General features: G+C 71.2%; 19 protein-coding genes. 10 read left to right on the forward strand and 9 right to left on the reverse strand.

The genetic code is table 11. The features are described from left to right. Positions 1-60: 60 nt before the first annotated feature. Together ACRYCC_RS41540 and ACRYCC_RS41545 are read left to right on the forward strand one after the other, a co-directional pair. Positions 61-375, forward strand: a complete 315-nt coding sequence (locus ACRYCC_RS41540) for a hypothetical protein (RefSeq protein ID WP_433819621.1) — start codon at positions 61-63, stop codon at positions 373-375. A 387-nt stretch (positions 376-762) separates the two neighbouring features. Continuing rightward, on the forward strand, positions 763-1,950 hold the full coding sequence (locus ACRYCC_RS41545) for an ABC transporter substrate-binding protein (RefSeq protein WP_433819622.1): 1,188 nt from the start codon (positions 763-765) through the stop codon (positions 1,948-1,950). 145 nt (positions 1,951-2,095) lie between these two features. Here ACRYCC_RS41545 and ACRYCC_RS41550 read toward each other — a convergent pair whose 3' ends face one another. The 4 genes from ACRYCC_RS41550 to gabT form a co-directional block, all read right to left on the reverse strand. Next, a complete protein-coding gene (locus tag ACRYCC_RS41550; protein WP_433819623.1) occupies positions 2,096-2,359 on the reverse strand; it encodes a hypothetical protein in 264 nt (87 codons plus the stop codon). Between the two features lie 101 nt (positions 2,360-2,460). Then, positions 2,461-3,867 (reverse strand): carotenoid oxygenase family protein, encoded by a 1,407-nt coding sequence (locus tag ACRYCC_RS41555; RefSeq protein ID WP_433819624.1) that lies wholly within the window; start codon positions 3,865-3,867, stop codon positions 2,461-2,463. Positions 3,868-3,899: 32 nt separating this feature from the next. After that, the gene (locus ACRYCC_RS41560) at positions 3,900-4,544 is read right to left on the reverse strand and encodes a TetR/AcrR family transcriptional regulator (protein WP_433819625.1); all 645 of its coding nucleotides are present in this window, start codon (positions 4,542-4,544) and stop codon (positions 3,900-3,902) included. 255 nt (positions 4,545-4,799) lie between these two features. Continuing rightward, positions 4,800-6,143, reverse strand: coding sequence for a 4-aminobutyrate--2-oxoglutarate transaminase (gene gabT, locus ACRYCC_RS41565; RefSeq protein ID WP_433819626.1), 1,344 nt, complete (start codon positions 6,141-6,143; stop codon positions 4,800-4,802). A gap of 88 nt (positions 6,144-6,231) precedes the next feature. On the opposite strand from gabT, the gene ACRYCC_RS41570 reads away from it, so the two are divergent. Further along, positions 6,232-7,647: a PucR family transcriptional regulator gene (locus ACRYCC_RS41570; protein WP_433819627.1), complete on the forward strand. Its 1,416-nt coding sequence runs from the start codon at positions 6,232-6,234 to the stop codon at positions 7,645-7,647. A 154-nt stretch (positions 7,648-7,801) separates the two neighbouring features. Further along, positions 7,802-9,229, forward strand: coding sequence for an aldehyde dehydrogenase family protein (locus ACRYCC_RS41575; protein WP_433819628.1), 1,428 nt, complete (start codon positions 7,802-7,804; stop codon positions 9,227-9,229). Here ACRYCC_RS41575 and ACRYCC_RS41580 read toward each other — a convergent pair. Next, entirely contained in the window at positions 9,210-9,719 is a 510-nt protein-coding gene (locus tag ACRYCC_RS41580; protein ID WP_433819629.1) for a GNAT family N-acetyltransferase, read from the reverse strand. The genes ACRYCC_RS41575 and ACRYCC_RS41580 overlap by 20 nt on opposite strands. 60 nt (positions 9,720-9,779) lie before the next feature. After that, entirely contained in the window at positions 9,780-10,730 is a 951-nt protein-coding gene (locus tag ACRYCC_RS41585) for a trypsin-like serine peptidase (protein WP_433819631.1), read from the reverse strand. Positions 10,731-10,894: 164 nt separating this feature from the next. On the opposite strand from ACRYCC_RS41585, the gene dxr reads away from it, so the two are divergent. From dxr to ACRYCC_RS41615, 6 genes are all read left to right on the forward strand, one after another. Further along, entirely contained in the window at positions 10,895-12,094 is a 1,200-nt protein-coding gene (gene dxr / locus ACRYCC_RS41590) for a 1-deoxy-D-xylulose-5-phosphate reductoisomerase (RefSeq protein WP_433819633.1), read from the forward strand. A gap of 50 nt (positions 12,095-12,144) precedes the next feature. Further along, positions 12,145-13,338: a M50 family metallopeptidase gene (locus tag ACRYCC_RS41595; protein WP_433819634.1), complete on the forward strand. Its 1,194-nt coding sequence runs from the start codon at positions 12,145-12,147 to the stop codon at positions 13,336-13,338. A gap of 57 nt (positions 13,339-13,395) precedes the next feature. After that, positions 13,396-14,556 (forward strand): flavodoxin-dependent (E)-4-hydroxy-3-methylbut-2-enyl-diphosphate synthase, encoded by a 1,161-nt coding sequence (gene ispG / locus ACRYCC_RS41600; RefSeq protein WP_433819635.1) that lies wholly within the window; start codon positions 13,396-13,398, stop codon positions 14,554-14,556. A 410-nt stretch (positions 14,557-14,966) separates the two neighbouring features. Continuing rightward, positions 14,967-16,550 carry an alpha/beta hydrolase gene (locus ACRYCC_RS41605; protein ID WP_433819637.1) on the forward strand — a complete coding sequence of 528 codons (1,584 nt, stop codon included), beginning with the start codon at positions 14,967-14,969 and terminating at the stop codon, positions 16,548-16,550. A gap of 249 nt (positions 16,551-16,799) precedes the next feature. Beyond that, a complete protein-coding gene (locus ACRYCC_RS41610; protein ID WP_433819638.1) occupies positions 16,800-18,404 on the forward strand; it encodes an alpha/beta fold hydrolase in 1,605 nt (534 codons plus the stop codon). A 127-nt stretch (positions 18,405-18,531) separates the two neighbouring features. Then, complete coding sequence (locus ACRYCC_RS41615; RefSeq protein WP_433819640.1) at positions 18,532-20,019, forward strand: alpha/beta hydrolase; 1,488 nt, start codon at positions 18,532-18,534, stop codon at positions 20,017-20,019. Positions 20,020-20,051: 32 nt separating this feature from the next. On the opposite strand, the gene ACRYCC_RS41620 is transcribed toward ACRYCC_RS41615, so the two are convergent. The 3 genes from ACRYCC_RS41620 to ACRYCC_RS41630 all read right to left on the reverse strand — a co-directional run bounded on the left by ACRYCC_RS41620 (position 20,052) and on the right by ACRYCC_RS41630 (position 23,319). After that, positions 20,052-21,044, reverse strand: a complete 993-nt coding sequence (locus tag ACRYCC_RS41620) for a TolB-like translocation protein (protein ID WP_433819641.1) — start codon at positions 21,042-21,044, stop codon at positions 20,052-20,054. After that, a complete protein-coding gene (locus tag ACRYCC_RS41625; protein ID WP_433819643.1) occupies positions 21,041-22,306 on the reverse strand; it encodes an MFS transporter in 1,266 nt (421 codons plus the stop codon). Before ACRYCC_RS41625 ends, ACRYCC_RS41620 begins: the two co-directional genes overlap by 4 nt. 83 nt (positions 22,307-22,389) lie before the next feature. After that, positions 22,390-23,319: an alkaline phosphatase family protein gene (locus ACRYCC_RS41630; RefSeq protein WP_433819645.1), complete on the reverse strand. Its 930-nt coding sequence runs from the start codon at positions 23,317-23,319 to the stop codon at positions 22,390-22,392. Positions 23,320-23,363: the final 44 nt, after the last annotated feature.

Below are 23,363 nucleotides of genomic sequence, written 5' to 3' on the forward strand. Positions count from 1 at the left end.
TGTATTTGTCTCGAATTAAAGGGACGGTATAACGAATACCCTGGTCGCAGGGAGCGTGCCATGCCTGCTGATGACCGCGTCGCCGAGACGGTCGCACTTCGGACGCGTTATCCACGCTGGGCCATTTGGTTCGGTCCCGCAACCGGTCACTGGTTCGCGCTTCCCCCGCGTGACCGGGATATCGGCGGGCTGGTCGAAGTCGCCACCATCCAAGAACTCATCTCCGTCATCGAGGTGGTGGAGCACGCCCCCCTCCACGACGACTCCCGGCAGGACCTGCGGAATCCCTCGGATCTCCTCCGGCCCGAGGGTGACCCCCGACCGCAGGCCCGCCGGGTGCCGGTGGACGCGTGGCCAGGCAGCATGTCAAGGTGATCCGCTGTTCCCAACCTGGTCACGCCCACCGGTGTCGCCGCGGCCCCGGCGGAGCAGAAGCCGCGCCATGCCCCTCTCCCGTAACCTCCGTGAGCGGCGCGGCCCGTCAGCACCCACTGCTCTTCCGGGCCCGCGGCGGCGTTATTCTCATCGTGTTTTCGCCGTGATGAGTCCGTGCTCGAAATGAGATAAATGCGATGAAACCGCAAAGTCGTTAGAGTCGATTCTGCGGTAATCGGCGGGAACACTTCATCGGAACGGGTGACGGCGCGGTGAACCTCGCTACGCTCGACGCCTGTCCCCGGGTCGCCGCTCACGTCACCCGGGCACCCCACTACGCTGCGCCGGAGGGCAACGCGGTGGAGAACGGACGTACCGGGGAGACGCATGAGGCATCCACACACCGCTCTGCGGGCGGCCGCGGCGCTGGCGGGGGCTCTCGTGCTGATGGCCGCGGTGCTCGCCGGCTGCAGCGAGGGCGGCCGGCAGGCCGGCACGGTGGGGGTCGCGCGGGCGATCGGGCAGGGCGAGGGCGCGCTGACCCTGGTCACCTGGCCCGGCTACACCGAGGGCGGCGCCAGCGACCCGCGGGTGGACTGGGTGACGCCCTTCCAGGAACGCACCGGGTGCAGGGTGGACATCAGGTACGCCTCCTCCGGGGCGGACATGGTCGCGCAGATGTCCAACCCGAGCCGCCGCTTCGACGGCATCGCCGCCCCGCCGGAGGTCGCCGGGCAGCTCATCGCCGCCAAGCAGGCGGTCCAGATCAACCCCGACCTGGTCGATGGCTACAAGGACCTCCAGCCGCGGCTGCGGGGGCTGCTCAAGAAGAGCGGCAAGGTGTACGGCGTGCCGTTCGTCTGGGGCTCGAACGTGCTGATGTACGACCCGAAGGTCGTGCAGCCGGCTCCGACGAGCTGGTCGGCGCTGTTCGACCCGGCCCAGGCGAAGAAGTACGCCGGCCGGCTGGTCGTCCGCGACGGGCCCCTCACCATCGCCGACGCGGCGCTGTACCTGAAGTACCGTCAGCCCGGTCTCGGCATCTCCGACCCGTACGAGCTGACCCCCCGGCAGCTCACCGCCGTCACCGACGTGCTCAGGAAACAGCACCCCTACGTCAAGTCGTACTGGACCCACCCGTCGGACGCCATCAGCGCGTTCGCCAGCGGTGACGCGGTGCTCGGCGAGGTCTGGCCGTACCACGTGGACGTGCTCCAGCGCGCCGGGCGCTCCATCGAGGGGGTCACGCCCAGGGAGGGCGTGACCGGGTGGCTGGACTCATGGATGATCGGAGCCCGGGCGGAGCACCCCAACTGCATGTACCAGTGGCTGAACTGGATGACGTCCCCGGACGTGCAGCAGCAGGTGTCGGAGTGGACCGGGGTCGCGCCGGCCAATCCGCAGGCGTGCTCGCAGTACCGCCTCAACCCGGAGTTCTGCACCACCTATCACGTCAACGACCGCGCCTATCTGGACAAGGTGCTGTTCGCCCGTACCCCGGTCAAGGAGTGCGGCCGGCACGTCTGCACGGACTACGCGCAGTGGACCCAGGCGTGGAGCGACGCCCAGCGCTAGAGACCGCACCGACCGGACGCGTCCCGACCCCCCGGTGGGCGCGTCCACACGGAACGCCCCGGACCATCCCCCCATGGCCCGGGGCGTTCCTCTCCTCAGAGGTTCTTCCCGAGCCGCCCGCAGGCGGCTCTTCAGAGACCGATTTTCAGAGCTGGACTCCCGCCGGGACGGGCCGCCGGGCCGCTGGCCCGGTGTCGCCGACGGGAGTCGTGAGCGGCTCCGTGGCGTGCGGGTCCGGCAGGGCGGGTGCGCAATCGGCGCACACGAACACCCCTGAGCCGGCCGGCAGGCGACCGATGCGCACACGCGGGCGCGGCCACTTCTTGTGGCAGACGACGCAGGCGTCGCCGGCGCGTTGCGCGGCGCTCAACGCGCCGGGGTCGAACGTCAACTCGTTCGCACGGCTCATTCGCTCACCCCTCACGCGACGGAGTCGGCCTCACTTACCTCCGTTATATGCGCGGGCGGGTGGGGCCCCGGTGAACCCGGGTGCAAGGACCGGCAAAGTCTTCACCGGGGCGATGGGCCGGCGGGTGGTCCCGGGGGCGGGCCGGGGAGCCAGGGGTCGGGGACCCAGCTGCCGTGGAACCCCATGGGCACCCGCACGGGGAGGTGGACCACGGCGACCGGCTCACCGGTGAAGTCCCGCGCGGCCACGATCACCAGGTCGGTCGCCCCGCGGGCGGGGTCGAAGACGAACGCCATCACGTAGCCGTCGTCCTCGGCGGCGTCGGGTGCGGCCGGGGCGAACACCGCCTCACCGACGCCGGACCCCCTCGGGAACGGGCGCACCTCGGTGGAGCCGGTGGAGTAGTCGCGCTTGAGCATGGCCTCGCCGGCCAGCATGTCCACGACCCCGTCCGACGAGACGGTGTAGCCGTACCGGTGCGGTACCGACACCACCCGCTCGTCGACCCGGGGGAACTCCTGGCCCCGGTCATCGAGCGTCTCCTGCAGCACCTTGCCCGCCACCGGGTCGATCGTCCAGCGGTCCAGCACCGGCGGCGGGTTCCCCTCGAGCCGCCCGTGCTGCAGCATCCTGGGGAACTTGGCCAGATCGACCACCACCCGGTCGCCGTCGTCGTAGGCGTTGAGGGTGTGGAAGACGAAGCAGGGGTCGATGTCGAACCAGGTGACCTCCGGCGTCGTGCCGTCATCCGGCGGGTCCTTGGGCAGCAGGCCGATCCGGGCCGGGTGGGCGTCGTTCCAGGCGTAGGGCAGCAGCGAGCCGCCCAACGCCATGTCCAGGCTGAAGGTGATCGGCAGATCGTAGACGACCACGTAACGCTGGGTGAGCGCGAAGTCGTGCACCATCGGACCGTCGCTCACCGGGATGTTCACCGTCCGCCGGACGGCGCCGGCCGCGTCCACGACGACGTGCTGCAGGTACTCCCAGCCGAAGAAGTAGGCGATGGCGTGCAGGTCGCCGGTCAGCGGGTCGCGCTTGGTGTGCGCGGTGTAGCCGCCGGGCAGCCCACGGCCGCCCGCCGTGCCGAAGTCGCACGGGCCGAGCGTGTCGAGCTCGTAGCTGAGCTCGTACGGGCGCGGACCGGCCTCCACCAGCGCGAACGTACGGCCCGCATGGCCGATGACATGGGTGTTGGGAGCCCAGTCCATGTTCTGGAACACCGGGCCGGCGGGCCACGGCTCGTTCAGCTTGGCCGACACCGATCGGGACCGGACCCAGCGGTTGCGGTACCACTCGGCCTTGCCGTCGCGGAGCCGCACGCCGTGCACCATGCCGTCGCCGAGGAACAGGTGGTAGGCCTCGGGGTCCTCCAGCCCCAGGGGATTGGGGCCGTTGCGCAGGTAGCGGCCGTGCAGGCCGGCGGGGATCCGGCCGCTGACCGGCAGGTCGTAGGCTGTCACCTCTTCGGTGACGGGGGCGAGCAGCCCTTCGAGATGGCGGTCGGCCATGGTGAATTCCCTCCAGGGGTGGCGGATGGGGCTCAGGTGGCGGTGGGGGCGAGGAGACCGGCGGCGGTGACCCTCATCGCGGTGTCGAACACCGCGTCCGGGTCGGGAAGGTGCCCGGCCAGTTCCAGGCTGACGAGGCCGTGCGCGGTGGCCCAGAGCACCTCGGCGACCACGGCAGGGTCGCCGACGGTCAGCAGGCCGGCGTCGGCGCAGGCGGAGACGGCCTCGCCGAGGATGGCGAAGGAGGCGCGGGCTCTCGCCTGGGCCTCGGCACTGGGCACGAAGCCGGCGATCGGCCTGTCGAACATCAGGCCGTAGTAGTTGCGCTCCAGCAGCGCGTTGTCGCGGTAGGCACGGCCCAGCTCCGCCAGGTGCACCCGCGGGTCCGGGTGCCGGGGCACGGCGGCCAGCCTGCGGCGGAAGCGCTCGAAGCCCTCGATGTAGAGCCCTTCGGTGAGGCCGTCCTTGCCGCCGAACATGCGGTACAGGACCGTCGTCGAGCAGCCGACCTCGTGCGCGATCCGGCGCATCGACAGCGCCTGCGGCCCCTCGGCGACGAGCAGCCTGCTCGCGGCGTCCAGCAGCGTGGTGCGGAGCGTCTCGTCGCCGTGCCGCTGGGCCTGCTCGTACGGGGTGAGCGTCCCGGTCGTGGGCGGCCGGTCGTGGGCGTCTGTCATCGGAGCCTGCCTCGAGCCATCTGCCTTGAGCCGCCTGTCTTGAGCCGCCTGCCGTGAGAGGCCCGCGCCACCGGGTCCCGCCGACGGTCCGCCGCCGGTACCCGATAACGCTGCCATTAAGCGATAACACTGTTATCGCACAGCCAGGGCAAACCGGCAAGGGTTTCCGATGACGGGACGCTGGGCCCGGCGAATCCCTGCTGCGCAAGGGGACGGGCAGCGGGACCCGGCGGGCCCAGCGCGATCAGACCGCGGTCACACCGCGGCGAAGACCTCGTCGAGGATGTCCAGGCCCTCCTCCAGGAGGTGCTCCGGGATCACCAGCGGCGGGAGGAAGCGCAGGACGTTGCCGTAGGTGCCGGCGGTCAGGACCAGCAGGCCGGCCGCGTGGCAGCGCCGCGCCACCTCGGCGGTCAGCTCGGGGTTCGGTACGGCGCCGTCCTTGACCAGCTCGATCGCGATCATGGCGCCGCGGCCCCGGACGTCCCCGATCGCCGGGTGCCGCCTGGCCAGGGCGCGCAGCCGGGGCAGCATGATCTCGCCGATCCGGCGCGCCCGCTCGGTGAGCTTCTCGGCCTCGATCTCCTCGATGGCGGCCAGGGCGGCCTCGCAGGCGAGCGGGTTGCCGCCGAAGGTGCCGCCCAGCCCACCGGGGTGGACCTTGTCCATGATCTCCGCGCGACCGGTCACCCCGGCCAGCGGCAGCCCACCGGCGATGCCCTTCGCGGTGGTGATCAGGTCCGGGACGACGCCCTCGTGCTCACTGGCGAACATGTCGCCGGTGCGGGCGAAGCCGGTCTGTACCTCGTCGGCGATCAGGACGATGCCGTTGGCCGCGCAGAACTCGGCGATCGCGGGCAGGAAGCCGGGGGCCGCCTCGATGAAGCCGCCCTCACCGAGGATCGGCTCGACCACCACGGCGGCGACGTTGCCGGCGCCGATCTGCGCGCTGATCTGCCCGATGGCCTGCTCGGCGGCCTCCGGGCCGCAGTTGTCCGGCCCGGTCGGCCAGCGGTAGGCGTAGGCGAACGGCATCCGGTAGACCTCGGGGGCGTAGGGCCCGAAGCCGTGCTTGTACGGCATGTTCTTGGCCGTCAGGGTCATCGTGAGCAGCGTCCGGCCGTGGTAACCGTGGTCGAACACCACCACGGCCTGCCGTCCGGTGGCGTACCGGGCGATCTTGACCGCGTTCTCGACCGCCTCGGCGCCGCTGTTGACCAGGAAGGAGCGCTTGTCGTGGTCGCCGGGGGTGAGCCGGTTGAGGGCCTCGCACACGCTCACGTACGACTCGTACGGGGTGACCATGAAGCAGGTGTGGGTGAACCGCCCGACCTGGTCCCGCACCCGCCGCACCACCCGGGGGTTGGCGTTGCCGACGCTGGTCACGGCGATGCCGGAGCCGAAGTCGATCAGTGAGTTGCCGTCCACGTCGACGACCACGCCGCCGCCCGCGTCGGTGATGTAGACCGGCAGCACACTGCCGACCCCCTGTGGCACCGACGCCCGCCGGCGCTCCTGCAGTTCCTGGGACAGCGGCCCGGGGATCGCGGTGACGACCCGGCGCTCCTGCGGCAGCTCTCGCTGGTCAGAGACGGTCATGGCGTGAACATAACCCCGAAGCGGCATACGCTGAATGGTACGGAGTGGCCAGTGCGGGCCCTCCGGCTGGACATGTTGGAGCTCACCGATGCCGCCCACCCTGGCCGCCGTGGCGGCACTGCCGCAGCTCGGTCTGCTCGCCCGCACGAGCGCCGCGCCGGACGTACGGGTCCGCTGGGTGGCGGTCAGCGAGCTGGAGGACCCGACGCCCTTCCTGGAGGGCGGCGAACTCCTGCTGACCACCGGGATGCGGCTGACCGACCCCGCGGCCCAGTCGGGGGAGTACGTCGCCCGCCTCGTCGGCCGCGGCGTGGCCGGGCTCGGCTTCGGCGCCGGCCTCAGCCACCAGACCGTGCCGGACGCACTGGTCGAGGCGGCCCTCGCCCATGGCCTGCCGCTGCTGGAGGTGCCCCGCTCGACACCCTTCATCGCCATCGGCAAGGCCGTCTCGCGGATGCTGGCGGCCGAGCGGTACGAGGACCTCACCCGCGCCTTCCAGGCCCAGCGCGAGCTGACCCGGGCCGCGCTCCGGGGGCCGGGTGAGCTGGTCGCCCGGCTGGCCCGGGAGCTGGACGGCTGGGCCCTGCTGCTGGACGGCTCCGGAGCGGTGCGCCACGCCGCGCCGGACCACGCCCGCTCGCGTGCCGCCGATCTCGTGTCCGAGCTGGGGAGACTCCGGGGCAGCGCGGCCCTGTCCGGACGGGGCGACCACGTGGTGCTGCAGCCGCTGGCGCTGGGCGGCCGGCGCCGCGGGTTCCTCGTCGTCGGCACGGTCGACCGGCTGCCGCCCGTCGCGCACACCATCGTCGCCACCGCGGTGTCGCTGCTGACCCTGCAGATCGAGGAGCCGAGAGCCCGGCGGGAACTGCGCGCGGCCCTGGCCGGGCTGCTGCTGGGGTACGGCCCGGCGCCGGGGCTGCCCGAACCGCCGGTCCGGGTCCTGGCCTGCGCGGGCGAGGACGACGTGCTCGACGCGCTGGAGGGCGACCCGGCCGGGGAGCACTGCCTGGCACTGACGCGGCCCGGCCTCTGCGCGGTCATCGTGCCGGACCGGCTGGCCGAGGACGTCATCGGGCTGGTGCGGGACTGCGGGGCGGTCGGGGTCAGCGAGGCGAGCGGGCTCGACGAGCTCGCGCAGGCCCTGGGCCAGGCGGAACAGGCGCTGTCGGCGGCACGGCGGGCCCGCGGCGCGGGGGAGCACCTGGTGCTGCGCCATGCGGACCTGCCCGGCCAGGGCGTCCTCGGGCTGCTCGACCCGCAGGCGGCCCGGGGTTTCGCGGCCTCGGTGCTGGCACCGCTGCGGGCCCAGGACCCCGCGCTGGTCGACTCACTGCGCGCGTACCTGGAGGCCAACGGACAGGGCGAGGCCGCGGCCCGGGCGCTGGGCGTGCACCGGCACACGCTGCGCTACCGGATGCGCAAGGTCTCCGAACTGCTCGACCGCGACCTCGACGACGCCGCCGTCCGCGCCGAGCTCTGGATCGCCCTCAACATCCCCTCCTGACCCACCCCCTCACCTTTTCACTCCGTGATCATGCAATCCATCGACGATTGATTGCGTGATCACGGAGGAGTGGCCCGGGTGGACAGTGGGGGGTGGCGGATTGGCCGGGGTGTACGGGGTTGGGCAGGGGATACGCGGGGTTAACGTGAGCGGCATGGACGTGACGCCCTTCTGGCTGGCCGGCAAGCCCGCGACCGGTGACGACGAGATCGTGGTGACCCACCCGTACGACGGCCGGGTGATCGGAGCGGCCTCGGTCGCGACGCCCGCGCAGGTCGAGGAGGCCGTCGCCGCGGCCGACGCCGTGCGCGCCGAGGCCGCCGCGCTGCCCCTGCACGTGCGTGCGGAGGCGCTCGCCCACGTGTCGCGGCGGCTCGCCGAGCGGTCGGAGGAGATCGCCCGCCTGATCACCGGGGAGAACGGCAAGCCGCTGCTGTGGGCGCGCGCCGAGGTCGGCCGTGCCGTGTCGGTGTTCCGGCTCGCGGCCGAGGAAGCCCGGAGGTGGAACGGCGAGACGCAGCGGCTGGACACCGACCCCGGCGGCGCCGGGCGGCTGGCCTACGTCTCCCGGGTGCCGTACGGCCCGGTACTGGCGATCACGCCCTTCAACTTCCCGCTGAACCTCACCGCCCACAAGGTCGCGCCCGCCCTCGCGGTCGGCGCCCCGGTCGTGGTCAAGCCCGCCCCCGCCACGCCGTTGTCGGCGCTGCTGCTGGGTGAGCTGCTGGCCGAGACCGACCTGCCCGCGGGCATGTTCTCGGTGCTCCCGGTGCCCAACGACCGGGCGGCCGGCCTGGTCCAGGACCCGCGGCTGCCGATCGTGTCGTTCACCGGTTCCGGCCCGGTCGGGTGGAGCATCGCCGACAGCGTCCCGCGCAAGCACATCACGCTGGAGCTGGGCGGCAACGCGGCCGCGGTCGTCTGCGCGGACGCCGATCTCGACTGGGCCGCCGGCCGCATCGGGCTGTTCTCCAACTACCAGGCCGGGCAGAGCTGCATCGCCGTGCAGCGGGTCTACGTGGCCCGCGAGGTGTACCAGTCCTTCGTGCCCAAGCTCGTCGACGCGGTCGGCGCCCTGGTCACCGGTGATCCCTGGGACGAGCAGACCCAGGTCGGGCCACTGATCAGCGAGGACGCCGCGCTGCGGGTCGAGCGCTGGGTCGAGGAGGCCGTCGCGGACGGCGCCCGCGTGCTGACCGGCGGGCAGCGCGACGGCTCGGCCTACGCCCCGACCGTGCTGGCCGGCGTGCACGCCGACGCGAAGGTCGCCTGCGAGGAGGTCTTCGGCCCGGTGCTGATCGTGCAGCCGGTGGACTCCGTGGACGAGGCGTTCGCGCTGGTCAACGGGGGCCGTTACGGCCTGCAGGCGGGTGTCTTCACCCGTTCGCTGGATGTGGCCTTCAAGGCGCACCGGGAGCTGGAGGTGGGCGGCGTCGTCATCGGCGACGTACCGTCCTACCGCGCCGACCAGATGCCCTACGGCGGGGTCAAGGAGTCCGGAGTGGGTCGTGAGGGGCTGCGCAGCGCGATGGCCGACTACACCTACGAGAAGGTGATGGTCCTCACCGGTCTGCCCCTCTGAGCAGGGACGACCTCGCGTCGCCGTCCGGGGCCGCCTGGAGGTGCAGGTGCTTCTCGAAGCACAGGCTGTGGACGGAGCCGAGGTAGGGGCCGAAGACGGGGATCCGCCGGTAGCCGGTGGACTGGTAGAGGCCGATCGCCTCGGGCTGCAGATCCCCGGTCTCCAGCCGGAGGGTGTGCACCCCGCGGCCCCGGGCCATGCCCTCCACCGCGGCCAGCAGCATCCGGGACACCCCCTGGCCGCGGTGCGCGGGCCGGACGTACATGCGCCTGACCTCACCGACGCCGGGTTCCAGTAGTTGCAGGCCCGCGCAGCCGACCGGTTCGCCGTTGATGCGGGCCAGCAGGAACGAGATCTGCGGGTCGAGGCCCTTGGGCGCCTCGTCTCCGCCGTCATAGCGCCGTTCCAGCTCCTCCTGCTGCTCCGCGCAGAGCGCGATGACGGCCGGAGCGTAGGGAGGGGCGGCCTCTATTTCGGTCAACACGGTCATGTGCTTCATCCCTGCACGATACGAAGCGGACGTTATCGGCGTGTTACATCGGCGTGGCCATCAACTGTGCTGGGCCTGTTCGTACAGCTTGCGCACGGTGGCGCCGAAATACGGTCCGTACATGGTGCCGCCGTCGTCGGCGTACTTGAAGCTGCTCACCGACGTGATCACGCCGGTGCCGGTGGCGGGATCGAACCCCGACAGCCAGGCCCCGCCGCTGGACCCCTGCGTCATGTCACAGCGCAGGCCCTGGCTTCCGGTCAGGCCGTGCGGGTCGCGGTGCGGCCTGCCGCTGCAGTAGTCGAGCTCCTCGCCGTCGTAGCGCCCGGTCGCCGGGTACCCGAAGACCCACGCCTGTCGGCCGCGCGGCTGGTCGAACGCGATGGGCTGGGCGCCGGCCACGTCCCCCGCGTGCCTGCCGTCGGCCGTCGCCAGCGCCACCATCGCGACGTCGTAGTCGTCGTCGGCGGAGCCCGACCACTGGTTCGGCACGAACATCCGCCGGGCGGTGAATCCGCCGTGCGGGCTGCTGTCCTCGCGGTAGCCCGGTACGAAGATCCAGTTCTCCGCCCAGGTGCCGGTGTCGCTCATCGCGCAGTGACCCGCGGTGACGACGACGTCCCGGTTCGCGCTCTTCGCGGTGGTGGCCGAGCAGACGTAGTCGCGCCCGGACATGGAGAAGAAGACCTTCCCCATGGAGTCGCGGATCGCGCCCCGGACCGGCCATTCGGCGCCCCCGCTGATCGCTGAGGGGGCGACCGGCCGCGCGGGCCGGCCGGCCACCGAGGCCGCTCCCCGCGACGCGTGCCGGGCGGCCGGATGTACGGGTCGTACCGGATTGATGGCGCGGACCATCCGGTCCAGCGTCCAGTAGTGCAGGATCTGCTCGCGCCGGGCCGGGTCCCGGGAGACCTCATGAGTGATCACCTTGGCGCCGTGCGACACCGATCCCGGTAACGCGCCCGCGGCCGGGACGCCGGTCAGCGAGGCGAACAACGGAAGCAGGAGCATGACGGGAGTGTGCGTGCCCATGAGCCAGGAGTGTGCGACACACCTGGTGATCGTGTTGTGACTTTCCGTGAAGAGACCACGGGGCGGGCACCTTGCTGTTAGGGGGGTGTCAGGAGGATCCCGGCGGTGCCCGGCAGGTGGATCGGGTGGGTCAGAATGTGGGGGTGACAGCTACTTCGCCAGCCGCCCGCAGGGACGTCGTCGTGCTCGGCTCCACCGGCTCGATCGGCACCCAGGCCCTCGACGTGATCCGCCGCAACCCCGACCGATTCCATCTCGTCGGGCTCGCCGCCGGAGGCGGCCGGATCGAGCTGCTCGCCGAGCAGGCGCTGGAGTTCGGGCCGGACGTGGTCGCCGTCGCCAAGTCCTCCGCCGTCCAGGATCTGCAGCTGGCCTTCTACGCGGAGGCGCAGCGGCGCGGGTTCTCCTCCGGCGACTACCGCATCCCCAAGATCGTCGCTGGTCCGGAGTCCGTCGCCGAGCTCGCGGCCTGGCCGTGCGACGTGGTGCTCAACGGTGTCACCGGGGCGCTGGGGCTGGCCTCGACGCTCGCCGCCCTGGACGCCGGCCGCACTCTCGCGCTGGCCAACAAGGAGTCGCTCATCGTCGGCGGCCCGCTGGTCAAGGCCAGGGCAAAGGCCGGCCAGATCGTGCCGGTGGACTCCGAGCACTCGGCGCTGGCCCAGTGCCTGCGCGGCGGCTCGGCCGCCGAGGTGCGGCGGCTCGTGCTGACCGCCAGCGGAGGGCCCTTCCGCGGCAGGTCCCGGGCGGAGCTGGCGGGCGTCACCCCGGAGCAGGCCATGGACCACCCCACCTGGGACATGGGGCCGGTGATCACGATCAACTCCGCGACCCTGGTCAACAAGGGCCTGGAGGTCATCGAGGCGCATCTGCTGTTCGACATCCCGTTCGACCGGATCGAGGTCATGGTGCATCCCCAATCCATGATCCACTCGATGGTGGAGTTCACCGACGGCTCGACCCTCGCCCAGGCCGGACCGCCGGACATGCGGCTGCCGATCGCGCTCGGCCTGGCCTGGCCGGACCGGACCCCGGACGCCGCCCCCGGCCTCGACTGGACCCGGGCGCACACCTGGGAGCTCTTCCCGCTGGACGATGAGGCGTTCCCGGCGGTCGCGCTGGCACGGGAGGCGGGGGAGCGCGGGGGCAGTTTCCCAGCGGTCTACAACGCGGCGAACGAGGAGTGCGTGGAGGCTTTCCGGGCCGGCCGATTGCCGTTCCTGGGGATCGTCGACACCATCGCGCGGGTAGTGGGCGAGCATGAGGCACCGTCCGCCGTCACTCTGGACGATGTTCTGGCCGCCGACGAATGGGCACGAAGCAGGACACGCGAACTGACCTGAGGGCCTGCGGGGCCTGCCGGGCCTGCAGCCGGGCCTCTAGAGGAGGCGTAATGACCTACCTGCTGGGTGTGGTCGCCTTCGTCTTCGCTCTCCTGGCCTCGGTGATGCTGCACGAGGCGGGCCACTTTCTCACCGCCAAGCGGTTCGGCATGAAGGCCACCCAGTTCTTCGTCGGCTTCGGGCCGACGCTCTGGTCGTGGCGCCGGGGCGAGACCGAGTACGGCGTCAAGGCCGTACTGCTCGGGGGTTATGTACGAATCGTCGGCTATACCCCGCTGGAGGAGATCGAGCCGGAGGACGAGCCCCGCGCCTTCTACCGGCAGCCCGCGCTACGGCGGATGATCGTGATCTGCGGCGGGGTGGTCATGAACTTCGTCATCGCCTTCGTGCTGCTGGCGGCGCTGGCGCTGACCATCGGGGAGCGGATCCCGGGCACCCCGAGCACCACCGTCGCGGTCGTCAGCCCGTGCACCCCGTCCGCCCTGCAGTCCAGGTGCAAGCCCGGGGACCCGCCGTCGCCCGCCGCGCAGGCCGGGCTCAGGCCCTCGGACAAGATCCTTTCGCTCGCCGGAACCCCGGTCCGGGACTGGACGGCGCTGCGGGCCGCCATCAAGGCGCAACCGCCCGGATCGACCGTCGCGGTGGTGATCGAGCGCGGCGGCCGGCAGCAGACGCTGCGGCTCAAGGTGACCTCGGTGGGCGGCAGTTCCTTCGTAGGGATGACCGCGCAGGTCCAGGGCGGCGGCTACCGGCGGTTCGGCCCGGCCGGTGCCGCCGGCTACGCGGCCTCCACCATCGGCCGGACGGTGGCGGGCATCGGCACGGTGCTGGCCGACCTGCCGTCGGCCATCCCCAAGCTGTTCTCCCCGGACCGGGCCAGCAGCCCGGGAGGACAGGTGGGCAGCGTGGTCGGCGCGACGGAGGTGTCCGGCGAGATCTTCGCCGCGGACGCGGGCTGGAAGGAGAAGCTGGACGCCTACCTCCAGCTCGTCGTGTCGGTGAACATCTTCCTCGGCGCTCTCAATGTGCTTCCCCTGCTGCCACTGGACGGTGGCCACCTGGCGGTGATCGGCTACGAGCGGATCCGGGTCCGGATCAACCGGCTGCGCGGCAGATCGGACCCCGGTACGGTCGATATGACCAAGTTGATGCCGGTGACCTACCTGGTCTTCCTGGTGCTGGTGGGGTTCGGCATGCTGCTGATCCTGGCCGACGTGTTCAACCCGATGACCCTGCCACGGTAGGTGGTATCGGACACCTTTGGGGCGTCGCATTCCCCTCGCACGCTTACGCTAGGAGCCGTGAGTGTCGAACTGGGAATGCCCAAGATCCGCCCGCTGGTCGCCCCCCGTCGCAAGTCCCGCCAGATCATGGTCGGCTCGGTGCCGGTGGGCGGTGACGCACCGGTCTCGGTGCAGTCGATGACCACCACCCTCACCTCCGACGTCAACGCGACGCTGCAGCAGATCGCGGAGCTGACGGCGTCGGGGTGCCAGATCGTGCGGGTGGCGGTGCCGTCGCAGGATGACGCGGACGCGTTGCCGGCGATCGCGCGCAAGTCGCAGATTCCGGTGATCGCCGATATCCATTTCCAGCCGAAGTACGTCTTCGCCGCGATCGACGCGGGCTGCGCGGCCGTCCGCGTCAACCCGGGCAACATCAAGAAGTTCGACGACAAGGTCGGCGAGATCGCCCGCGCCGCCAAGGCCGCGGGCACCCCGATCAGGATCGGGGTCAACGCGGGCTCGCTGGACCGGCGGCTGCTGGAGAAGTACGGCAAGGCCACTCCCGAGGCGCTGGTGGAGTCGGCGCTGTGGGAGTGCTCCCTGTTCGAGGAGCACGACTTCCGCGACATCAAGATCTCGGTCAAGCACAACGACCCGGTCGTCATGATTGAGGCCTACCGCCAGCTGGCCGCCCGCTGCGACTACCCGCTGCACCTCGGGGTCACCGAGGCCGGCCCGGCCTTCCAGGGCACCATCAAGTCCTCCGTGGCCTTCGGCGCCCTGCTCTCCCAGGGCATCGGCGACACCATCCGGGTCTCCCTCTCCGCCCCGCCGGTGGAGGAGGTCAAGGTCGGCCTGGCCATCCTGGAGTCGCTGCACCTGAAGGAGCGCGGCCTGGAAATCGTGTCGTGCCCGTCGTGCGGCCGGGCGCAGGTGGACGTCTACACCCTCGCCGAGCAGGTCACCGCCGGGCTGGCGGGCTTCCCGGTGCCGCTGCGGGTGGCGGTGATGGGCTGCGTGGTCAACGGCCCGGGAGAGGCCCGGGAGGCCGATCTCGGAGTGGCCTCCGGCAACGGCAAGGGCCAGATCTTCGTCAAGGGCAAGGTCATCAAGACCGTGCCCGAGGCCCAGATCGTCGAGACCCTCATCGAGGAGGCACTGCGCCTCGCCGAGGAGATGGGCGTCGAGGTCGACCTGGACGGCGACGGACCCGGCGCGGCGGTCACCGTCGCCTGACGGCCCGGCCACCTACCGGCCACCTACCGGCCACCTACCGGCCACCTCCCGGCCACCCGGCTTCAGCCGCCTGTCCTCACCGACCTCTTCACCGACCTCTTCACCCACGTCTCTTCACCCACGTGTCTTCGCCCGCCCTGTGTTAAGCCACCGTTTCGGCCACCGGTTTCGGCCGCCTGTTTTCGGCCGCCGGTTCCGCTCGCCGTGGCCGCTGAACGGCGCCCCACCTCCCCTCACCAGCATTAATGCGAGTTTTGTGCCTTTTGTCGCATTCTGCGCCGTGCAAGAAATCTGTCACGATTCTGCATCCTCTTGACGCCGCATCTTCTATGACAAAAGCGGCTACCGTAACAATTTCCCCTTGTGACTTGAAGCGGACTCACTGTCGAGTCCACGGCGAAGGGGATTATGTGAAGAGACTGGTTGTGCTGGCGTCCGCCGCGAGCCTGGGGCTCGGCAGCCTCGCCGCGGCGCCGCTCGTCGCGCAGGCGGCGACGGCGAAGACTCCGGCGGTGAGCTGGGGGGCCTGCTCGAACGAGACCATCGCTTTCTACGAGAGCGTCTTCGGGGTGACCGCCCAGTGCGGCAACCTCCAGGTACCGCTCGACCATCGGAACCCCAACGGCAAAAAGATCACGATTGCGTTGTCCCGGGTGCAGCACACCGGCACCGCCGCACAGTACAAGGGCGCCCTGGTGGTCAACCCCGGCGGCCCGGGCGGCACCGGAGTGGACTTCGGGGTGCGGGTCGCGGGCCAGTCCTCGGCGGCCCTCAAGGCGGCCTACGACTTCATCGGGTTCGACCCGCGGGGTGTCGGGGACAGCGTTCCCGCCCTGACCTGCGACGCCGACTACTTCAAGCCGGTGCGGCCGGACTACGTGCCGCGCAGCAAGGCCGAAGAGGCCGCCTGGCTGAAGCGGTCCGCGGCGTACGCCAAGGCGTGTGGCCAGAAGTGGGGCTGGATGCTCAGCCACATGAAGACCACGGACGCCGTCCACGACATCGACGCCATCCGGGCCGCGCTGGGCCAGAAGAAGCTCAACTACTACGGAGCCTCGTACGGCACCGCGCTCGGTTCGGTCTACGCGACCCTGTTCCCGACCAAGGTCGGCCGCATGGTGCTCGACAGCAACGTCCGCCCGAGCGGTGAGTGGTACGACGACAACATCGACCAGGACTACGCGTTCGACCGGAACGCGCAGCTGTTCTTCGCCTGGGTCGCGAAGTACGACTCGACCTACCACGTGGGCACCACGACGGCCGCCGTCCGGAAGTTCTTCTACGACACCCGGGCCGCGCTCCGCAAGGCGCCCGCACAGGGCATCGTCGGCCCGGACGAGTACGACGACACGTTCCTGGTCGCCGGTTACCGGCAGAGCGCGGCGATCTGGGGCGAGCTCGCGAGCGCCCTGTCGGCGTACAAGGCCGGAGACGACGGGCCGCTCGTCGGCGCCTTCTCCGACTTCGCCGAGACCACCGACGACAACGGGTACGCGGTCTACAACGCGGTCCAGTGCACCGATGCGGCCTGGCCGAAGAGCTGGACCAAGTGGCACAACGACTCGGTCAAGGTCTACAACAAGGCTCCGTTCATGACCTGGGGCAACACCTGGTACAACGCGCCCTGCTTCTTCTGGCCTGCCACGTCCGGCAAGCCGGTCGACGTCAAGTCCACCAAGGGCCTGCCGGGGATCCTGCTGTTCCAGGCCACGCTCGACGCCGCCACCCCCTTCGGTGGCGGGCTCGAGATGCACAGGCGCTTCAAGGGCTCCAGCCTGGTGATCGAGGACGGTGGGAAGACCCACGGCATCGTCCACCGGGGCAACGCCCCGATCGACGCCTACTTCGACGCCTACCTGCTCAACGGAACCCTTCCGGCGAGCACGGTGCACGTCCCGGCGCTGCCCGACCCGGTGCCGCCGGCGGCGGCCGCCGCGGCGCGGACCCGCACCGCCGGAGCACCGGTCGCGACCGACCTGATCGGCCGCAGGTGAGCACCACCCGCCGGTGAGCACCATCCGCCGGTAAGCACCATCCGGCGGTAGCCATATCCGTGGGACGGAGGACCCCCGACCTGGCCGGTCGGGGGTCCTTCAACGTCCGGGGGCGCTCAGAAGTTCGCCGACCCGTGTCACGATTTGGCAACCACTGCTCTGACATCTCCCGGCAAATACCCCACAAAGACCACAATCTTCCCCAACAAGCGCAGGCTCTCCGGAGAGTCAGCGGGTGGAGGGGAATTCGTGAAGAAACTCGTAATGATCATTGCTGCGGGGGCCCTCGCCCTCGGCGGCGTCACGGCGGCCGGTGCCGCCAGCGCGTCGCCGACGACCCCCGCCGCCGCGATCAGCTGGTCCACGTGCTCGGGCCCGTACGGCAGTTACTACGGCGCGGAGTGCGGTTTCCTGTCGGTACCGCTGGACTACGCGCACCCGAGCGGCACGAAGATCAAGATCGCGGTCTCCCGGATCAAGCACAAGACCGCCAAGTCCCAGGGCGTCATGCTGGTCAACCCGGGTGGTCCCGGTGGATCGGGCCTGACCCTGCCCGCCTTCTTCACCTCGCCGGGCGTCGTGCCGAAGAACGCCGCCGACGCCTACGACTGGATCGGGTTCGACCCGCGCGGGGTCGGGTCCAGCCAGCCCGCGCTGAGCTGCATCCCGACCTACTTCGGCTACGACCGGCCGAACTACATCCCGACCACCAAGGCCCTCGAGACGTACTGGCTGAAGCGGTCGAAGGAGTACACCACCGCCTGCGAGCAGAAGAACGCGGCGATCCTGCCGCACATGAAGACGATCGACTCGGTCAAGGACATGGACGGCATCCGGGCCGCCCTGGGGGCCAAGCAGATCAACTTCTACGGCTTCTCGTACGGCAGCTACCTTGGGCAGGTCTACTCCTCGCTGTGGCCGTCCAAGGTGCGCCGCATGGTGCTCGACGGCAACGTCGACGAACGCCGCGTCTGGTACGCCGCCAACCTCGACCAGGACATCGCGTTCAACAAGAACATCAAGATCTGGTTCAAGTGGGTGGCCGACAACAACGCCGTCTTCAAGCTCGGCACGACCGAGCAGGCCGTCGAGAAGCTCTGGTACGCCCAGCGCGCCAAGCTGGACAAGACCCCGGCCGGCGGCAAGATCGGCCCGGACGAGTGGACCGACATCTTCCTGCAGGCCGGTTACTACGTCTACGGCTGGGCCGACATGGGCAAGGCGTTCTCCGACTGGGTCACCAAGGGCGACCAGGCCTCGGTCGACCAGCTGATCGACCTGTACGACAGCGCCGCCGGGCCCACCGACGACAACGGGTTCGCCGTCTACAACGCCGTCCAGTGCACCGACGTCCAGTGGCCCACCAGCTGGGCGAAGTGGAAGAAGGACAACTGGCGGACCCACTTCCAGGCGCCGTTCGAGACCTGGGACAACGCCTGGTTCAACGCGCCGTGCCTCACCTGGCCCGCCAAGGCCGGCAAGCCGGTGCACATCGACGGCAAGAAGGTTCCGGGCATCCTGCTGATCTCCGAGACCAACGACGCCGCGACGCCGTTCACCGGCAGCCTCCACGTCCGCAAGCTCTACCCCCGGTCGAGCCTGATCGAGGGTGTCGGCGGGACGACGCACGCCGGCTCGCTGTCGGGCGTGGCCTGCACCGACGACAAGATCGCTGATTACCTGCTGACGGGCAAGCTGCCCAAGCGGCTCCCCGGCGACCGGTCGGACGTGAAGTGCGCCCCGGTGCCGCCGCCTCCGGCGGACAGCGCCTACCCGCAGGCCGCGGCCAGGTCGCAGGCGGCTCCCGCCGCCGGTGGCCTGGGTGCCCACCCGTCCTTCGGGGGACGGCCGTAGCTCGCCTGTTTTCCCCGCATATGGGCCCCGGCGTCGCTCTGGCGCCGGGGCCTTTACCTACCCTTGGCCCGTCGTGGCGAGTCATCGGCGGGCCGACCGAGCCGCGAGGCCACACAATTTCGGACTTGTGAAGAGAATCGTCGCGGCGGCAGCGGCCGCCGGTCTCGGCCTCGCCGCCCTGTCCGCCGTGCCCGCCGGTGCCGCAGCGAGCCCGTCCACGGGGGTGCGGGGCTCGGTCGGCTGGCAGTCCTGTCCCAGGACGTTTCCCGCCGGGATGGAGTGCGGCATGCTCGCCGTGCCCCTCGACCACGCCGACCCCGCCGGCCGGCAGATCGGCATCGCGGTGTCCCGGGTCCGGCACACCGGCCCGGCCGCCGGCTACCAGGGCGTCCTGCTGGTCAACCCGGGCGGTCCCGGCGCCGCGGGGCGGGAGTTCGCCGGGAGCGTCGCCGCCCAGTTGCCGCCGCGGCTGCGGGCGGCCTACGACATCGTCGGGTTCGACCCGCGCGGGGTCGGCGCCAGCAGGCCGGCGCTGAGCTGTGTGCCGGACTACTTCTCGCCGGTGCGGCCGGACTACGTGCCGGCCTCCCCGGCCGACGAGCAGGCCTGGCTGGACCGCTCACGCGGCTACGCGAACGCGTGCGGCCGCAGGTACGGCGCGTTACTCGAGCATCTGAAGACGGTCGACGCCGCGCGCGACCTGGAGAACCTGCGCGTCGCCCTCGGCCACGAGAAGATCAACTACCTGGGTGCCTCCTACGGCACGTACCTCGGAGCGGTGTACGCGACGCTCTACCCGGGCCGGGTCCGCCGGATGGTGCTGGACAGCATCGTCCAGCCCAGCCGGTTGTGGTACGGCAGCAACCTGGACCAGGACTTCGCCTTCGACGCGTCGGTGAAGTCCTTCTTCGCCTGGGTCGCGAGCCATGACGCCGTCTACCACCTGGGCGGCACCGCCGCCGTGGTCGAGAAGGCCTACTACGCCCTGCGGGGCGAGCTGAAGGCCCATCCGGCGCACGGCATCCTGGGGCCGGACGAACTCGACGACACCCTCCAGCTCGGCGGCTATCTCGCCGCGGCCTGGCCCCTGCTCGCCAGGGCGTGGTCGTCCTACGCGGCCAAGGGCGATCCCACCTCGCTGCTGAGCAGTTACCGGACGTGGGGCACCAGCAAGGAAGGGGAGTTCGCCGTCTACAACGCCGTTCAGTGCACCGACGCGGCGTGGACGCGGGACTGGCCGGCCTGGCGCGCGGACACCGCCCGCGTGTACGCGTCCGCTCCGTACCAGGCCTGGAGCAACACCTGGTACAACGCCCCCTGCCTCTTCTGGCCCGCCAGGGCGGGCACCCCGGTCCATCTGGAGGCCAGGAGGGGACTGCCGGACATGCTGATGTTCCAGGCCACGCTGGACGCGGCGACGCCCTACGCCGGAGGGCTGGAGATGCACCAGATCTTCCGGGGCTCCCGGCTGGTGATCGAGGACGGTGGCCGGACCCACGGCGTCCTGCAGCGCGGCAACGCCTGCCTCGACGACAAGCTGAACGCCTACCTCGCCACGGGCGCGCTGCCTCCCGACGTCTCGCACTGCGCGCGGCTGCCCGACCCCGTCCCGTAGCGAGCCGGGCCGGGCGGCCGGCCCGGCCCGCGTCACGCGGGGGAGATCGCGGCGGCGATCCGTTTCCGCGGCGCGCCGGTGCCGTCGGCGGGCACCGACCACAGGTCGGCGGTGAAGTCCCCGGGCAGCGCGTACATCACGGTGCCGGAGTCCGTCCAGATCACCTGGTCGTCCACGCTGCGCGTCTCCGCGAGCGGGCGTTCGGCCATCGTCCGCAGGTCGAGGACGTAGAGCCGCCATGGATCGCCCGACGCCACCGACCGGACCCGCTTCTTGAACACCAGCCGGGAACCGTCCGGCGACAGCGACGGGCACTCGACGTTCTCCCGCAGTGTGCGCACCCGCCGGTCCCGTACGCTCCCCTCGACGAGGTAGGTCCTCCCCGCGGTGGCGAGCGTGGCGTAGAACCGGTCGTCGTCGGCGAAGGTGACGCCCCAGAAGTTCACGTCGGCCGCCCGGTAGGGGGAGGAGCCCCTCTGGATGGAGAAGGCCTCGAGGCTGGGGATGTACGCCCCCGTGCGGGTGTCGAGCACACCGGTCCGGGTGGAGAAGTTCAGGCCCCCGTAGGAGTCACCGCTGACGAACACCGTCCAGGCCGCCATCCGGCCGCTCGGCGAGACGCGGGCCCGCGTCGGGGCGCCCTCAATCCGGATGCGCCGCCGCTCGCTCAGCCGACCGTCCAGGATCACCGCCTCGTAGGACGGGACCAGGCCGCCCCGGCCGCGCAGGCAGACCCCGGTGCCGGCCGAGGCGTGGAAACGCAGGCAGCTCACCCGGCTCACGGTCCGGGCCCCGCCGGGGTCGGTGGCGGCGACCGTGGCCAGATGGTCCTTGCCCGGCCCCATCCCGGTGTTGCGGAACACGATCCGGCCGGGCGTGCCCAGCGCGATCCGGTCCCCGGCCGCCCCCGCCCCGTCCGTGCCGCCCGAGCCGCGGCCGGCCGCGTACAGGACGTACGCGCTCGCGACGGCGAGCAGGAGTGCCGTCGCGCAGGCGAACACGGTGACCCGTCCCCGGCCGGTCACCGGGCCTCCGCCTCCCGCGCGGGCACCGGCCGGAGCAGGACCACCGCGGCCCCGGCGGCGAGCAGCGCCGCGGTCCCGGCCCACAGTGCCCGCTGCGGCCCCCACCAGGTCCAGGCCGCTCCGAACGCCAGCGAGCAGGCGAACCGGGCGAGTGCCTGGCCGGTCTGCAGGATGGCCAGGCCGCCGGCGCGCGACGGGCCGGGCAGCAGCGGGCCGGCGAGGGCCATGAGCACTCCGTCCGTCGCGGCGTAGAACCCGCCGTGCAACGCCAGGACCGCCACCACCAGCACCGGTCCGGCGACCGGTCCGAGCAGCAGGGCGTAGCCGGCGAGGAGCGCGGCGTGCCCGGCGAGGAAGACCCGCCAGCGCCCGAGGCGGTCGGCGGCCATGCCCAATGGCACGGCCAGGGCGAGGAAGCCGGCGGCGGTGCCCACCGGCAGCAGCGGGAACAGCCGGGCCGGCAGCCCGACCCGGTGCTGGAGGAGGAGGTAGATAAAGGCGTCGCTGAGCGTCGCCGCCCCGAGCAGCGCGGCACAGCAGCAGATCCGGGCGACGCCCGGCAGCCGCAGCGTGCCGAGCGCCGTCCGCAGCGTGGGGCGGCTTCCCGCACCTCCCCGGGCTCCCGTGCCCCGCACGAACAGGACCAGCACCAGCACCCCGAGCAGCGCCACGCAGGTGCTCACCACGAACACCGCGTCGTAGCCCCCCGGCGCCGCCGCCAGCACCCCGAAGGCGGCGAGCGGTCCGAGGAGCGCACCCGCGGTGTCCATGGCCCGATGCACGCCGAAGGCCCTGCCCTGCCCGGCCGGCGGGCTGGACAGGGAGATGAGCGCGTCCCGTGGTGCGGTCCGCAGTCCCTTGCCGGTACGGTCGACCGCCAGCACGGTCGCGATCAGCGGTACCGAACCCGCGAGGAGCAGCGCGGGCTTGCACGCCGCGGAGAGCGCGTACCCGGCCCCGGCGACGAGCTTGTGCCGCTGCCACCGGTCGGCGGTGTGGCCGCCGAGCAGCCGGACCAGCGCGGTGACGCCGCCGTACAGCCCGTCGAGGAAGCCGAAGGCCAGCGGGGACAGCCCGAGCCCCGCCACCAGGTAGAGCGGCAGCACCGCGGTGACCATCTCCGCGGAGACGTCGGTGACCAGGCTGACCAACCCGAGCGCCAGGACGTTGGCGGCCACGAAGCCGCCGGCGCGGCGGACGGGGACCTCGGCGCGCGGGATCCCCTCGGCGGCGTCGGCCGAGCGGCTGACCGATAGGTACACCCCGTGCTCCTCCTCGGCGCGGGCGCTCCTCCGGGTGGCGGCACGAGGCCGTCACCCGTGGGAGGGGATCTCGGACGGTACGCCTACTGCCAGATGGCGGTGATGGGGCTGGCCGACCCGGCGTTGCCGGCGTGGGTCGTGCCGTACATGTCCTCGATCGTGCGGAGCAGGTTGTAGTGGTTGTACTGCGTGGAATAGGTGCCGGTCTTCACATGGGCGCCGTAGAAGACCGTGGCGATCTTGTTGAAGTAGAGCCAGTTGTCCTCGTCGAACGTGACGATCAGTGCGCTGTTGTGTGTTTTAGCCCATGTGGCGTAGGTGCCCAGATTGTTCTTCAGCCATGTGTCCCCGGTGCTCACCGAGCAGTCGTGCATGTCGCTGCACAGGTCCGGTACCACGAAGGACACCGTCGGCAGGGTGGTGAAGTCGGCAGGCCACTGGGCGAACGTGCGCCCGGTCGAGGCGGGCACGTTGCCGAACGAGAACCAGGGGTTGTGCTTGCGGGCGTACTTCGTCGCGCTGTTGGAGCACGCGGAGGAGCCCTGCGCGGGCAGCCCCTCGTTGTAGCTGCCCCAGGTCCGGCCGACGCTGATGATCTCCTGGCCGAGGTTGGCGGTGGCGTAGGGCGATCCCGGCGGCGGGCAGGCGTCGTTGGTGACGCCCTGGGTGCTACCGGAGAACATCGCGAAGTAGTTGGGCTGGCTCGGATGGGTCTCGGCGAAGAAGTTGGACATCTTCGCGCCGTCGGCCGCCAGCGAGGTGATGTACGGCGCGTTGGAGTTGCCGACGACCTGCGGGGCCGCGTGGTTCTCGAAGACGACCACGACGACGTGGTCCAGAACGGGGATCGCCGCCGCGTCCGCGGTCTCCCGGAGACCGGCGAACGCCGCGAGTGACAGCACTCCGGCGGTGGCGACGGCGGTGGCCCGGCGCCATCGGCGCGTCCTGCCGGGGAGGACGGCCGATCGTTCCCGCTCGGCCGATCTCTTCTGCCCAGTCGATCGTTTCTGCACAGCCGGTTGTTCCTGCACGGAGCCCTCCTGCGGAGTTCGTCAGG

This window comes from Actinomadura scrupuli (genome assembly GCF_050971785.1).
Lineage (GTDB): Bacteria > Actinomycetota > Actinomycetes > Streptosporangiales > Streptosporangiaceae > Actinomadura_E > Actinomadura_E scrupuli.